Origin of the sequence: Elstera cyanobacteriorum, assembly GCF_002251735.1 — a bacterium.
In the GTDB taxonomy this organism is placed as follows: Bacteria; Pseudomonadota; Alphaproteobacteria; order Elsterales; family Elsteraceae; genus Elstera; species Elstera cyanobacteriorum.
Genome location: NZ_NOXS01000032.1, coordinates 519,097 through 533,159 on the forward strand (window position 1 = coordinate 519,097; position 14,063 = coordinate 533,159).

The window sequence follows — 14,063 nt, forward strand, 5'->3', positions numbered from 1 at the left end:
TGTCAAGAATGGGGCGTTTTTATCGCTTTCGACCGCGAGATCAAGAAGGCCCCCAGCAGAATAAAGCCGCCACCCGCCAGCTTCCCCACCGTCAGCGCCTCGCCAAAGGCCCAATGGCCGCCCAGGGTGGCGCTGAACAGCGACAGACCGATCCCGATGGGATAGGCGATGGACATTTCGTTGCGTGCCAGCGCCACCGTCCACAGCCCCAAACCCAGGAAATAGACCGCCGCCGCGCCGATCAGCGGCAGCGCCTGCCCGAGCAGTGCAGGTAGGGTCAGAACCTCCGGTAGGGCAGTTTTCAACCCGATCATGCCGAGCGTCGTCAACAGCGCACAGAGGGTCGAGAGGATCAGATCGAGCGGCCGCATGTCACCCCCAGGCCAGCAGGCCAACGCCGATCATCAGCGCTGCCATCCCGGCGATTTTCCAAGCATCCAGCCGCTCCCGAAACAGAAGCCGTGCCAGCAGCGCTGCGACGATCAGGTTGACGCCAATCGCCATCGGCGCCGCCACGCTCATATCAATCCGCGACAACAGAAACCCGAGCAGGGCGAAATTGCTGGCAACCAGCGCGCCGGCGATTATCCCAGAGGGAAGTGAGGCCGCCCAGCGCCGCGCCAGCAGATGTGCCATCGCAATCTTTGCCGCCGCCGCCGCCGCCGTGCCGATAGCGGCATAGAGGATGTAGAGCGGCAGATAGAGGATCAGCGTATTCTGGGTCATAGCCCCGCTCCCGCCCGCACGGCCCGCGCCGCCGGGCATAAACCGCAGCGGCATAGCGCAGGCGGGCCGCTGCCGTCCAGACCGCGCGGCATCACATTACCGAAGTTTAAGGTGCGCGTTTAGGTTTGAGCGGGAATCATACACTTGTGACGGAAATGAGGTAACGCCCAGGGTCGTCGCAAGAAACTGGCGCCCAGGGGAATCCCCCCGGCGGCGACGCGGAGGCCCCGACGCACGGGGCTACTATTGATCAGTTAGGTGCTAACGTGTCCGCTGCCAATATCCTCAGCTTGCAGAATGCGCTGACCCTCGCCCGCACCCCCGCTGCCCAGCCGGTTCCGGCCACCGTCACACCGCTCCCGTCCCCCGATAGCGAACCGCTGTATTTCGCCCGCCCCAGCGCCCAGTACCGGGCGATGCACGGCGAGATTGACGCGGCGATCCAGTCGGTTCTCGATGGCCATACCTACATCCTCGGTGAAGCCGTCAAGCAGTTCGAAGCCGAATTCGCGGCCTACACGGGCGCCAAATACGCCATCGGTGTCGCCAACGGCACGGATGCGCTGCACCTCGCCCTGCGCGCCCTTGGCATTGGCGACGGCGATGAGGTGATCACGACGGCCCATACCGCCATCGCCACCGTCGCCGCGATTGAAATGAGCGGCGCCACTCCGGTTTTCGCCGATATTACCGCCGACCGCTACACGCTGGACCCGGTGGATGTCGCGCGCAAGATCACGCCGCGCACCAAGGCAATTCTGCCGGTCCATCTCTACGGTCATCCGGCGGATATGGGACCGCTGCTGGAGCTGGCGGCGCGCCATAAGCTCGAAGTCATCGAAGACTGCGCCCAGGCCCATGCGGCGGAGTGGCATAACCATCAAGTCGGCACCATCGGCAAGATCGGCTGCTTCAGCCTGTATCCGACCAAGAACCTCGGCGCGATCGGCGATGCCGGTATCGTCATCACCAGCGACGAAGCCGTAGCGGATAAGCTGCGCCTACTGCGCCAATATGGGTGGCGCGACCGGCAGCTTAGCCTGATTTCGGGCTTTAACTCGCGCCTGGACGAGCTTCAGGCCGCCATTCTGCGGGTAAAACTGCGGCACCTCGACGAAACCACCGCGCGCCGTCGCCAGATCGCCCGCGCCTATTCCGAAGCCTTTGCCGATCTGCCCCTGACCCTGCCGCGCGATATCGACGGCAATCTGCACGTCTATCACCTCTACGTCCTGCGCACCCCGCAGCGGGAAGCCCTGAAAGCCCATCTGGCGGGGCAGAACATCCATGCGGGCATTCATTACCCCATCCCCTGCCATAAGCATCCGGCCCTGGCCGAACGCTGTGCTACCCTGTCGCTACCGGTGACGGAACAGTTGGCCGACCAAATCCTGTCGTTGCCGATGTACCCGGAACTGACGGATGGCCAAGTGGAGCGGGTGATCCGGGCGGTCCGCAGCTTTTATACCGCGTAAGACAGTCGGGCAATTTCTGCCGAGGTCTGCAAAACCGGCTTCTGCCTCAGAAGCCGGTTTTTCTTTTTAGAACAGGGCATTAAAGAACGTCCTCCACCTTTGGCACGCTATTCGCTAAGAAAGTGGCGAGCTTCAATCGCTCGCGGCGAAACATGCCGGGTCCGATAGGCGCTAACCGCGTGTCATAATTGGTTTTCTGCCGTTGGCGGGAAAGCTATTATGGAGCCGGAAGGCGCCTTTCTTCCGGTCGGAGGCAAACGGGGCGCCACAGGATGACGATGATCAGGGGAACGGACATGACCGAATTCGCCGACGATGATCAGGGCCAGGATGCTCTGACTCAACTGTCGTTCGACCTGCGGGAAGTGACCGAACTCATCGACCGGCTAACCGCCGTGTTGGATGAGGAAACGGCCCTGATCGACGAAGGCCGCATTGCTGAGATCGAACCGCTTCAGGTGGAAAAGAACCGGCTTTCGGCGGCTATCCGGCAGGCGACCGGCAGTCTCGAACCGATTATCGACTTTCTCTACGAAACCGATGATCCCGAGATCGCGGCAGACCGCGACGATATGATCGATGCGGTGCTGATGCTGAAGGATGCGTCCGAACAGAACGAACGGGTCATCCGGGCGGCGCTGCGGGCCACGTCGCGGCTGGTTAGCGCGCTGGTTCATACGGCGCGTAATGTCGCTGCCGAAGACAGCCGCGCCTATACGGCGGCGGGGTCGGTCGCGAAGAATGCGCCGGGAACGGCGATGGGTGCGGTAGATCATTCGCTGTAGCCCAACCCGGCGATTTTTGCCGGGTTGCGGCTTGTCGATGTTGCCTAGTGGCTTTGGATATGACGGTACGGGAAAGGTAGAACACCATGAGCCTCTCGCTCTCCCTCAATAGTGCAATCAGCGGGCTGCGGGCTGCGCAAAACTCGTTGGCGGTCATTTCCAATAACGTCTCGAACGCGAAGACGGCGGGCTATACCAAAAAGGTCCAGCCGCAGGTTAACGTAACCTACAACGGCATGGGGGCCGGGGTCGTTTCCCAGACCGTCTATCGCCAGACCGACGAGTTGATGCGCCGGGAGATCCGCAAGGAAACCTCGACCCAAGGCCGCACGACCATCGAAAACGACTTCCTGAAGCAAATTCAAACGATGTACGGGAAGACGGAAAGCGGCGGCCGCCTGGGCAGTGCCATTACCGCCTTCAATACCGCACTGAATGCGTTATCGACGACGCCGGAATCCTCCTCCGCGCAGTTGAACGTCGTCGCCAGCGCTAAGGCCCTGACGCTGACCATGAACGATATGGCGCAGCAGGTGACCGATATGCGGACCAGCGGCGCCCGGCAGGTCGGCGACGCGGTAACGGAGGTGAACACCAACCTGCAACAGGTGCAGGAACTCAACCGTCAGATCACCCGCGCCTATGCGCTGGGCCAGCCGACCGGCGATCTTGAAGATACGCGCGATCTCGCGCTGTCGAAGATTGCCGAGAATATGGATATCCAGACCTTCCGCCGCGATACGGGCGAAATGGTGGTTTTCACCAAATCGGGCCGCATTCTGGTGGACGGTAACGCCGTACAACTGTCCTACACGACGCCGAACGTCATGGGCGTGACGGATAAGGTGCCCGCTATCACGATCAACGGGCAGAATGTCGATATTAAGTCAGAGTTCCGCGACGGTAAGATTGCTGGGCTGATCAATACGGTCGATAATACCCTGTCGGGTATCGCCGGACAGTTAAACCAGCTCGCCGAATCGCTGTACGGCAACTCTGCCCGCACCACCGGTGTTGTTGATCAGCCGCAGTATGGCCCTGCCACCTACCCCTTCGGTCGCCTGAACACGACGCCGAGTGAAACAAGTGGGACGATAACCAATCCGACCTATCTCGATATCACCCGGAGCGGCAGCACCCTGCAACTGGGCGTGAATTTCAACATCGGCGACACGCTGACCTTCAGCAATGGTGCCACGGCGCGCGTCGAGGCCGTCGATACGAATGCCGCCAGTGCCAATGTGCGTTTTAAGATCACTGCGCTCAGCGGCGGCTTTAACGTGAGCAGCACAGCCCCTGTCTCGATCACCCAGGTCAACGGCGTTGCCTTGGGCGGCGCGGCGGCGAATATCACCGGGATCGATAGCGGGTACCGCTTCTTCACAGGGGTTGACCTGACCCATTACACCAGCACGACGGGCGGCTATGTGGCGCAGAATAATGCTGCCAGCATCGCCATTCACCCGAACCTGGACCCCAGCCAAGGCGGCACAGCGGCCCTGCTCGCCCTGGCCAATGACCCCTTCACGAAGAATCTGGCAAAAACCCTGTCGGATACCTTCACCCAGATGCAGAGCGTGGCCCAAAACATCGGCGGCGTTGCTTCGGGTAACTATACCTACGCCGGCTACGCCACGTCGATGGTGTCCCAGAATGCCATCGTGGCCAGCAAAGCCGCCGCCGACCAGAGCTTCCAAGTGGAGTTCGTTCGCTCCCTGCAAAGCCAATCGGCAGAAATCGAAGGCGTGAATGTCGACGAGGAAATGGCCAATCTGGTGACCTATCAGAACGCCTATTCGGCGTCGGCCCGCGTCGTCACTACCATTAGCGAAATGTTCGATACCCTGCTGGGTATCAAGTCGTAAGCGCAGCGCTTAACGAGGAGAGAGTAACATGCCCAGCCGGATCGGAACGCAAGCGCTTTTCCAGACGCAACTTAGCTACCTGATGCGCCTCCAGACGCAACAGTCCCTCGTAAATGAACAGATCGCGACGGGGTTCAAGTCCCAAACCTTCGCGGGCGTTGCGTCGGACAGCGGGTCGATCATCTCGTCCAAAGCGATGATGACGAAGATTGATCAGTATAATCAGAACATAACGATTGCGACCAACCGGTCGAAGCTGATGGATACGTCGCTCAGCAGCATTGATAAGTCGATCAGCTCTCTTCAGGGCTACTTGGCGCAATTGTCAAACTCGACGACGCCCCCCGACGTACCGAGGTTAGCGAAAGATCTGCTCAATCAGGTGACAGATTATCTGAACCTGAGCGATGGGTCGCGGTATCTTTTCTCCGGCTCGAACACTCAAACCGCCCCGGTTAAGACACTCTCGTATACGTCCGGCGTCGCGGCAACGGTTCCCGCCGTCCCGTCAACACTGACGGCCGCCGGGACCCCCCGGCAGACAGCATCCGCTCTCCCCCTCCCAACGACGAACGTGTTTCCAGCCGCCAATTTCGATCCGGCAACACAGACGTTTTACGCCCCGGATCCAGATAACCCCACCGTCCTGAAGCAATTCAAGCAGGCTCTACCGCCGCTAACGACGATCGAAGTAACGCAGGATACCGCTGCTGCCATTGAAATTGGCCGTATCCTGGAAGACCCCACCACCGGCGCCCGCGCCCGCGTCATGTATGCGACCAATGCGACACCCGCGGGCCTCGGCGGAACAGCCCGCCTTTACGTGGAAAAGCTGAACGAGGCGAATTTCACGCCGGATGGCACGCTATCGATGACCGAGTTGACCCAGACGGGTTCGACTTACTCCGAAACCGTCACGGCAACGACTTTTACGATGATTGGCGATATGCGTAACGCCAATATCGACACCCAGTCGATTGAACTGGCCGGAGCGCTGCCAACCTCGATCGTCCCTGGTGGGATTATCGATATCGGCAATACGGGCAATCGCTTCATTGTTCAGTCGATCGAACCGGCAAAGACTGCAGGCGGGAACCCTGTTCTCCAGGTGCGCCCCCTCGGAACAGCGACCGTTGCCTCGACCAATGTCGGCGTCGGGGCAGGGCGGCAGGTTTTTGTCGTGGATCAGAAGACCAATACGTCGAGTGCCGTGGGTAACGTCGCGACACGGACGATTGCCGGTAATAACTACGAAAAAATCGGTGTCCCTGCCGATTATCAAACTAACAGCACCACGGTAGGCGGGACGGGCTATTACACGAACGCCCAAGCTGCACGCGAAATTTTGAACCCCCAGAAGGTTCAAGTTTCAGAGAACTCCACCGTCGATTATGGCGTCAGTGCTGATCAGGCCGGGTTTGCCCGCCTAATCTACACGCTTAACTTCTTGCAGCAGCAAGGCTCGCCTCTCAATGCCAACGATGTGACTACAGCCAATAAAATTTTGGTCGAGGCCCGGACGCAGATCACCAGCATGCGCGCCTCCCTTGGGATCAACCAAAAGACAATGGCAGGCATTCTCGACGAGAATAACTTGCAAAAGTCAATCGCCAATAACAACTTTGATGACCTAGCCAAGCAAGATCGTACCGAAGCGATTGCAACGCTAACAAGCTTGCAAACGACTCTTGAAGCCTCCTATCAATCCTTTGCGAGTGTTCAGAACCTGAACTTACAAAGCTTCTTGCGCTAACCTGGGATTTTGGGTTTCACGGGCTAGTCTTTTCACAAAGACTAGCCCTTTTTATTTATACACTCAAAAAATAGAAATTATTTTAGTAAACTGAAATCGAGCCTTTCTCAGAAGAGAAGATGAGATGCTGATAATTCTATCAGGTCGATGCAGCAAAAATTTATGCTAAGATCTATGGCTAAACATTAGGTGCTTGCTAAAATATATGCTTCGCCGCGCTAAATCCGTCGATATCCCCTTCATGGTGAAAGGTTACGAAATCGGCCTTCGGGACGGAAATTTTTCCGAATCGAAGATGCAGATCAATGCCTTTTTCGCCAATACAACGACTCATAAAAATGTTCATTCTTATATTTACGAGCATAATGGCACCGTCTCTGGCTATGCCATTCTTCGGAAAAAGGATGATATCCGCCACGAAATCATGATGATGTTCGTTGACCCTAGCGTTCAAGGCCAGGGCGTTGGGCGTAAATTCTTGACCGCTATGTTGACGGGGCCTTTAAAGGACTCGCCAGTTCTTTGCTCCACCACACAACCCGCCTCGGCCCGAATGATGAGATTGTTAAAGAGTTTGGGGTTTGAGCGAAAAATTGAAGCGGCAGATGGGGTCTATTGGGAAAAGCTCAATACACCAGGCGCCACCTCAGCCCTTCCAGCCAAACCTAAGGGGGGAGCCTCCTCTCCAGCCCAACCGACGGGACAGGCCCCGGCCCCACGACTTTTACTTCCCGTTCCCATGCTTGAAGAGGCGGCGGAAACAGGCGACGATCTCGTTCAAGCGACAAAGGTTACGCCACAGCTTCCCAAGTCCTACGCCCCAAAGCCTGTATCGAATACGCCTCCGCCTGTTTTAGAGGGGGAAGCGGTTGTCATACCAAGCACAGACCCCGAAGCCCCCACCCCGCAGACGATATCAGCATCCCCGCCTTCAGCTCCTCCCGAGGAACCTGCCGCGCTGCCAGCCTCCCCATCGGACACGCCTCCCAGTGCGCTTGAGGAATCGCAATCTCCACCACCAGCCCCCCCGGCACAGGCACTCATCTCGACCGAACCAGCCGAACTTGCGGTCGATAGCCCTGAAGCGACCCCGGTCGCGGAAATACAGCCCCCTGGATCAGCTTCTCTACCGCAGCCCCCGGCGGATTTTTCGGCAAAAGCACGAGAACTCGGGTATGTTTCAAAGCAAGAACGGGCACGGCAGTTGGCGCGGGAACTCTTCCAGACTCTGCGGAGCCAGGACGAACCAGCCACGCCAGAGCAACTGCCTGCACCAATCGATACCCCTCCCTCCACCGAGGCACCGGATACAGAGGAGATCCCTTTGCTCGCTACCTTGAACGTCGTCCGGGAAAAGATGGGGTCGCTGCCGGGCGTCAGCCTGCCGCCGCTCGACCGCTATCGGCTGATGGAACTTAATAAAAAAGACCTAGAGAATATGAATGTCGTTGAACTGGCGGCGCTCTCGGCGCAATTAGTCAAACTTGCGAAAGACCAATTGGCCGAAATCGACCGTCTGAAAGTTGCTACCCAGAAACGGCGCTAATCTAAAAGATCGGCGAGACTGTCTAGAACCAATTTTGTCTGGTTCTGCCAAGACCGGCTTTGGGCAAGTTCTGTTCCATTACGGGCAATAGACCGGGCATACCCCGTATCGGTGTAAATCTTCTCTAAAGCTTGCACAACATCCTCGACCGAGCTTTCGCCCCAGCCGTCTAAACCCGCCATACCCGGGGCGGTTTTCACGCGGGATTGATGCGTCAGAGCGTGGCACGTCGGCTCGGAACCCATCATCAGATCGAGATGGCCGGTATTGGCGGAGAGGATGACGGGGACATTCACCGCCATACATTCCAATGCGACTAAATTGGTCGCCCCTTCCGCACGGTTGGGAAAAACGGCGACATGCGCCTCGCGCATCACCTGGGCCATCATATGGTGCGGGATCATACCGAGATCGACGAAACTATCTTCGGGCAACCCTTCGCGGATTAACCAGTCACCCAGTGCAAGACGGCCATTCTGATCGAGACCGGGCGCGGTTTGGACATTACCCGCCAGATGAATATCGGCAGCGAGCTGCGGCCAGAAATTCTGCCAATTCACGGCCAACAAGGCTTCTGGGTGGCGGCGCTGGAATATCTTAAAGGCCGCGACAACGATATCCTGGCCCTTGCGAAACTCGAGCTTCCCCCCGGAAAAGACGATAAACCGACCGGGGCAGAGGCCCTGGCGCGGTGCGGGGAAGAAGATGCTATCGTCGATCCCCTCGTGGACCATACGCACATCCGGCACCCCGGCGGCGGTCAGTAGATCGGCATTCCACCGGGACGGCGTGAGAAAACAGTCATAGGCAGGAATATCGCGGCGGTCCGCCGCCGTCAGTTCGGTATCCTCAAACACCATGCGTCCGATATTCTTAGCGCCGCGATGGCGATGGCGACTGCCCGTCCCGCCAAAGTGATTGCCGAGCGGATGCATGACTGGAAACGGCCAGTCGGCCCCTTTGCCGTTCACCCCATCGGTGCGGGTGCGCCGCTCGAGTTCCAACGGCAGCAGCGTCCAGAGATGCAGCCCGTGGATGGCAAGATCTTCCGGCGGCTCCAGCAGCAGCGGGCGCACGCTTCCCAACCGCAGCATTTGCAGCGCCATATTGAAGCCAACCTGCCCCCAGCCGGTTTGCGTCGACAGCGGCCAAGCCAATCCGAGTTCCATGAACTTTTCCTTCACATGCGCGCGGTATGCTGCCGGTGTTTTTTGGCAGCGTGCGAAACCCACAGGGCGGACCCGCGCTATGGAACGCTGGACGCGGGGCGCGGATCAAGTAAGAATTGCGTGCCCGCTAAAGGGCTTGGCCGATTTTCTTGAGGATGCTTCTTCATGGCCGTTTCTTCTGTGACGACCCTCGCGCTCATTCAAGCCCGTCAGCAATCGACGCGCCTTCCCGGTAAAGTGCTGGAAACCTTGGGCGACCGCCCGGTTTTGGCCTGGGTGGTGCGCGCGGCGCAGGCAATTCCGGGGGTGGACCGGGTGGCCGTTGCCACCTCGACCGAAGCGGCCGACGATGCAATCGCCGCCTGGGGCGCGGCGGCGGGCGTGACCGTCTATCGCGGCTCGGAAAAAGACGTTTTACGCCGCTTCGCCGACGCCGCCACCGCCGATGGCGCTGACCTTGTTATGCGCCTGACCGCCGACTGCCCCCTGCTCGATCCCGCCGTGGCCGGGATGGTGCTGCGTCTGCTGAAGCGGAGCGGCGCCGACTATGCCTCCAACGTCGATCCCGCCACCTGGCCCGATGGGCTGGACTGCGAAGTCTTCACCCGGCAGGCGCTGCTGATCGCCGACCGTGAGGCCGCCCGCCCGTCCGAACGCGAACACGTCACCCCCTTTATCCGCGCCAACCGCGCCCGCTTTAAGGTGGAAGCGCTGGTCAACCCGATCCCCGGCGAAACCGGCGAACGCTGGACGCTGGACACGCCCGAAGATCTCGCCTTCCTGCGCGGCGTCGTGGCCGAACTCGGCAGTGCCAGTATCCCCAGCCACGGCCAAGTGCTCGATCTGCTCGCCCGCAAACCGGAGTTGCGCGAGGTCGGCAAACGCCAGCAGCGTAATGAAGGCTATGTCGAATCGATCAGCCTCGATCCCGTCATCTCCTATGGCTACACGCGGTCGGACGCGCTGCTGAAAAGCGCGCTGGAGATCATTCCGGTCGGCAATCAGACCTTCAGCAAATCCTACCTTCAGCTTCCCAATGGCGCAGCACCCTTATTCCTGACCCACGGCCAGGGTGGCCGGGTGTGGGATGTGGACGGCAACGAATATGTCGACATGGTCAGCGGACTGCTGCCCATCGTGCTCGGCTACCGCGACCCGGATGTGGATTACGCCATCCGCAACCAACTCACGCGCGGGATCAGCTTTAGCCTTGCAACCTCGCTGGAGCAGGAACTGGCGCGGGTGATGCGCGACATCATCCCATCCGCCGAAATGGTCCGCTTCGGCAAGAACGGCACCGACGCCACCTCGGCCGCCATCCGCATGGCGCGCGCCTTCACTGGGCGCGAGCGGGTGATCGCCTGCGGCTATCACGGCTGGCAGGATTGGTACATCGGCGCCACGGCGCGGAAAAAAGGCGTGCCCTCCTCAGTCCAAGCGCTGACCAGCATGGTGCCTTACAACGATATCGAGGCCTTCGAAAAGGCCTTCGCCGCCCATCCGGGCGAGGTTGCCTGCGTTATCATGGAGACCATGAACGTCGTCGAACCCAAACCGGGCTACTTGCAAGCGGTGAAAGATCTCGCCCATAAGCATGGTGCGCTGCTGGTCTTCGATGAAATCATCACCGGCTTCCGCTTCGCCCTCGGCGGCGCGCAGAGCCTCTTTGGCGTCACGCCGGATATGGCCTGCTTCGGCAAGGCAATGGCCAACGGGATGCCGCTCTCCGCCGTCGTCGGGCGGCGGGATGTGCTGATGGAGATGGAGCAAATCTTCATCTCTGGCACCTTCGGCGGCGAAGCCCTGTCGCTGGCCGCCTCGCTCGCCACCATCGATAAGTTGAAGCGCGAAGCCGTGATCCCGCGCCTTTGGTCGCTGGGTGAAGAACTAACCCGCGACGTGCGCGCCCTGGTGACTAAACACGGGCTGGACGGCATCTTCGCCCTAACCGGCGCCGCCCCCTGGATGCTGCTGGTGATCAATGATCACCCCAGCGTGCGCAAGGAAGCCATCAAAACGCTATTCCTGACCGAGATGTTGGCGCGCGGAATTCTAATGAATGCCTCGCATAATGTCTGCTGGGCGCATGACGCCACCGATATGGCGCGCATGCGGCAGGCCTGGGATGGGGCGCTGGGCGTCGTCGCCCAGGAAATCGCGGGCGGCGCGCTGATCGAGCACCTGAAGGCGCCGATCATTGAACCGATCTTCAAGGTGCGCTGATGCAGGGGCCGCAGGCGATTTTCCGCTGCGAGGCCGGGGGTACGACCGGCCTCGGCCACGCCGTGCGCAGTTCGGCCTTGGCCCATCGGCTGCAGCAGGCCGGGTGGCGGGTGAGCGTCGCAATCTCGGACGCAGGCTATGCCGCCGTGCCCGATCTGGCCGACCTGCCGCGTTTGCGCCCGGAAGCGATGCTAGAAGCGCCTGCGGATCTCTTCGTGATCGATGGCTATGATTTCGGTCTCGATCTCGAACAAAAACTTCGCAAGGCCGGCCGCAAGCTGCTGGTCATCGATGACGCGCCGACCCGGCGACACGAGGCCGACCTGCTGTTGGACTCAACCCTCGGGCGCACAGCAGATGAATATGCCGAGGTTGCCCCGCACGCCTGCGTGCTGGCTGGGGCGCGCTATGTGCCCCTGCGCCCCGCCTTCCGCCGCGCCCGGGCGGAACGCTGGGAACGGCTTAAGCTGCTACCGGAACTTCCGGCCCAGCGGGTGTTGGTATCGCTCGGCGGTACCGATCCGCTCAACCATACTGGCACAGTGCTGGAGGCCCTGGCCCCCCACGCCCCCGCCGTCACCTTCGTTGTCGTGATGGGACCGAGTGCCGCCCATCTCGAAACCGTGCGGGCGCAGGTCGCCGCCTTGCCGGGGGCCGAACTCCATATTGCACCAACGGATATGGCCGGACTGATGGCGGGCTGCGATCTTGCCATCGGCGCGGGCGGTACGTCCTCCTGGGAGCGCTGCTGTCTCGGCCTGCCCAGTCTCGCCCTGATTATCGCCGACAATCAGCGCCCAGGCGCGGAACGTCTGGCCGCTTCCGGCGCGGCCTGGTTGGTGGAAGATAATGCTGCGGCCATCGCTAACCGTTTCGCCGATCTACTGGCCGATGCCCATACCCGCCGTACGATGGCAGAGGCCGGGCGGGCGCTGATCGACGGGCGCGGGCTGGACCGCCTTCTGCTGCCCCTGCTGCCGATGCAATCGATCCTCGACGGGCGTGTTTCCCTGCGCCTGATGGAGCGGGACGATGAAGCCCTGCTGCTCGATTGGCAGCGCCACCCGGAAACCCGGCGCTATGCCCGCTCCGCCGCCGCGCCGACCGAGACGGAACACGCCGCTTGGTTCCGTAAACTACTCGAAGCCCCGGATCGCCTGCCGCTTTTCGTGCAGGAAGACACGCCCGCCGGGCCGCGCCCGGTCGGGTATATTCGCCTCGATTGGCGGGAAGCCCCGCAACCCGGTTGGGAAATTTCCATCGCGACCGCACCCGACCATTACCGCCGGGGCATTGGGCGGGCGGCGCTAACCCTTGCCGCCGCCGTTGTCCCGCGCGACACGATCCTCGCCCATGTGCTGCCGGAAAACGAAGCCTCCCACGGGCTGTTCCGCGCCGCCGGTTACCTTCCGTTCACCGAGGGCTGGTACCGTCTTAGCCCCCGACTGACAGAAAGCCTTGCATGACCCAAGCATTCGCCATCGCCGGGCGCCCCATCGGCCCCGACCAACCGCCCTATATCATCGCGGAAATCAGCGGCAACCATAACGGCGAGATCGCCCGCGCCAAGGAATTGATTTCCATGGCCAAACGCTGCGGCGCGGATGCAGTGAAGCTGCAAACCTATACCGCCGATACGATCACCATCGACCATAACGGCCCCGGCTTTACCATCACAGGCGGGCTGTGGGACGGGCGGACGCTGCACGATCTCTATGGGGAAGCCCATACCCCCTGGGAGTGGCACGGCGAACTGTTTGATCACGCCAAGGCGGAGGGTATCGCCTGCTTCTCCTCCCCCTTCGATTATAGCGCCGTCGATCTGTTAGAAAGCCTAGACGCACCAGCCTATAAGATCGCCTCCTTCGAGATGATCGACCTGCCGCTAATCCGCTATGTGGCGCGGTTGGGTAAGCCGATGATCATTTCTACCGGGCTTGCCAATTTGGGCGAGATTTCGGAAGCGGTTGCTGCCGCTAAGGGCGCGGGCAATACCCAGCTTTGCCTGTTGCACTGCGTCTCGGCCTATCCCGCCGCCGCCGAAGATTACAACTTGGCAACCATCGCCCATCTCGGCGCGGCCTTTGGCGTGCAGCCTGGGTTGTCGGACCATACCCTTGGTACGGCGGTGCCGGTCGCGGCGACGGTGCTCGGCGCGACGGTCATTGAAAAGCACGTGACCCTCGCCCGCGCCGATGGCGGGCCGGATGCGGCTTTTTCGCTGGAACCGGACGAGTTGAAGCGCCTGGTGGACGATACCCGCACAGCCTGGGCCGCCAAGGGGCGCATCACCTACGATCAGCAGGACGGCGAGAAGGGCAATGCCCAGTTTCGCCGCTCGCTTTACGCCGTTGCCGATATCAAGGCCGGGGAAAAGCTGACACCGCAGAATGTTCGGTCCATCCGCCCCGGCTTCGGGCTGGCGCCGAAATTCTACGACCGGGTGCTGGGCATGACCGCCCGCTGCGATATCGCCTATGGCACGCCGCTCGATTGGACCCTGCTGGCCTAGTTTTTTGAG

11 protein-coding genes are annotated in these 14,063 nt (G+C 60.7%); 8 read left to right on the forward strand and 3 right to left on the reverse strand.

Annotated elements, in window-relative coordinates; all coding sequences use genetic code 11:
- Window positions 1-2: 2 nt before the first annotated feature.
- Window positions 3-371: a DMT family transporter gene (locus tag CHR90_RS11695; RefSeq protein ID WP_094409167.1), complete on the reverse strand. Its 369-nt coding sequence runs from the start codon at window positions 369-371 to the stop codon at window positions 3-5.
- 1 nt (window position 372) lies between these two features.
- Window positions 373-726, reverse strand: coding sequence for an SMR family transporter (locus CHR90_RS11700; RefSeq protein ID WP_141210933.1), 354 nt, complete (start codon window positions 724-726; stop codon window positions 373-375).
- Between the two features lie 266 nt (window positions 727-992).
- Here CHR90_RS11700 and CHR90_RS11705 point away from each other — a divergent pair, with 266 nt between their 5' ends.
- From CHR90_RS11705 to CHR90_RS11725, 5 genes are all read left to right on the forward strand, one after another.
- Window positions 993-2,201, forward strand: coding sequence for a DegT/DnrJ/EryC1/StrS family aminotransferase (locus CHR90_RS11705; protein WP_229671435.1), 1,209 nt, complete (start codon window positions 993-995; stop codon window positions 2,199-2,201).
- Between the two features lie 296 nt (window positions 2,202-2,497).
- Window positions 2,498-2,986: a flagellar export chaperone FlgN gene (flgN, locus tag CHR90_RS11710; protein ID WP_170941381.1), complete on the forward strand. Its 489-nt coding sequence runs from the start codon at window positions 2,498-2,500 to the stop codon at window positions 2,984-2,986.
- Window positions 2,987-3,072: 86 nt separating this feature from the next.
- The gene (gene flgK / locus CHR90_RS11715) at window positions 3,073-4,851 is read left to right on the forward strand and encodes a flagellar hook-associated protein FlgK (RefSeq protein ID WP_094409170.1); all 1,779 of its coding nucleotides are present in this window, start codon (window positions 3,073-3,075) and stop codon (window positions 4,849-4,851) included.
- 28 nt (window positions 4,852-4,879) lie between these two features.
- Window positions 4,880-6,604, forward strand: coding sequence for a flagellin (locus CHR90_RS11720; protein WP_094409171.1), 1,725 nt, complete (start codon window positions 4,880-4,882; stop codon window positions 6,602-6,604).
- Window positions 6,605-6,809: 205 nt separating this feature from the next.
- Entirely contained in the window at window positions 6,810-8,150 is a 1,341-nt protein-coding gene (locus CHR90_RS11725; protein ID WP_094409172.1) for a GNAT family N-acetyltransferase, read from the forward strand.
- Here the strand turns inward: CHR90_RS11725 and CHR90_RS11730 are convergent.
- Window positions 8,147-9,319 (reverse strand): glycosyltransferase family 4 protein, encoded by a 1,173-nt coding sequence (locus CHR90_RS11730; protein WP_094409173.1) that lies wholly within the window; start codon window positions 9,317-9,319, stop codon window positions 8,147-8,149. The two genes, CHR90_RS11725 and CHR90_RS11730, sit on opposite strands and share 4 nt — an antisense overlap.
- 165 nt (window positions 9,320-9,484) lie before the next feature.
- Between CHR90_RS11730 and CHR90_RS11735 the strand changes: the two genes are divergently transcribed.
- The 3 genes from CHR90_RS11735 to pseI are packed head-to-tail and all read left to right on the forward strand — an operon-like array spanning window position 9,485 to window position 14,054.
- Window positions 9,485-11,542: an aminotransferase class III-fold pyridoxal phosphate-dependent enzyme gene (locus CHR90_RS11735; RefSeq protein ID WP_094409174.1), complete on the forward strand. Its 2,058-nt coding sequence runs from the start codon at window positions 9,485-9,487 to the stop codon at window positions 11,540-11,542.
- Entirely contained in the window at window positions 11,542-13,008 is a 1,467-nt protein-coding gene (gene pseG / locus CHR90_RS11740; RefSeq protein WP_094409175.1) for a UDP-2,4-diacetamido-2,4,6-trideoxy-beta-L-altropyranose hydrolase, read from the forward strand. The genes CHR90_RS11735 and pseG overlap by 1 nt, the downstream gene beginning before the upstream one ends.
- Window positions 13,005-14,054 carry a pseudaminic acid synthase gene (gene pseI / locus CHR90_RS11745; protein WP_094409176.1) on the forward strand — a complete coding sequence of 350 codons (1,050 nt, stop codon included), beginning with the start codon at window positions 13,005-13,007 and terminating at the stop codon, window positions 14,052-14,054. The genes pseG and pseI overlap by 4 nt, the downstream gene beginning before the upstream one ends.
- The last annotated feature ends 9 nt before the right edge of the window (window positions 14,055-14,063 follow it).

Bases quoted from the DNA above. Each gene is read 5' to 3' on its own strand.
- pseG (WP_094409175.1), top strand. From the start codon at position 11,542: ATGCAGGGGCCGCAGGCGATTTTCCGCTGCGAGGCCGGGGGTACGACC.
- CHR90_RS11735 (WP_094409174.1), top strand. From the start codon at position 9,485: ATGGCCGTTTCTTCTGTGACGACCCTCGCGCTCATTCAAGCCCGTCAG.
- CHR90_RS11720 (WP_094409171.1), top strand. From the start codon at position 4,880: ATGCCCAGCCGGATCGGAACGCAAGCGCTTTTCCAGACGCAACTTAGC.
- CHR90_RS11700 (WP_141210933.1), bottom strand. From the start codon at position 726: ATGACCCAGAATACGCTGATCCTCTATCTGCCGCTCTACATCCTCTAT.
- CHR90_RS11730 (WP_094409173.1), bottom strand. From the start codon at position 9,319: ATGGAACTCGGATTGGCTTGGCCGCTGTCGACGCAAACCGGCTGGGGG.
- pseI (WP_094409176.1), top strand. From the start codon at position 13,005: ATGACCCAAGCATTCGCCATCGCCGGGCGCCCCATCGGCCCCGACCAA.
- CHR90_RS11695 (WP_094409167.1), bottom strand. From the start codon at position 371: ATGCGGCCGCTCGATCTGATCCTCTCGACCCTCTGTGCGCTGTTGACG.
- flgN (WP_170941381.1), top strand. From the start codon at position 2,498: ATGACCGAATTCGCCGACGATGATCAGGGCCAGGATGCTCTGACTCAA.
- flgK (WP_094409170.1), top strand. From the start codon at position 3,073: ATGAGCCTCTCGCTCTCCCTCAATAGTGCAATCAGCGGGCTGCGGGCT.
- CHR90_RS11725 (WP_094409172.1), top strand. From the start codon at position 6,810: ATGCTTCGCCGCGCTAAATCCGTCGATATCCCCTTCATGGTGAAAGGT.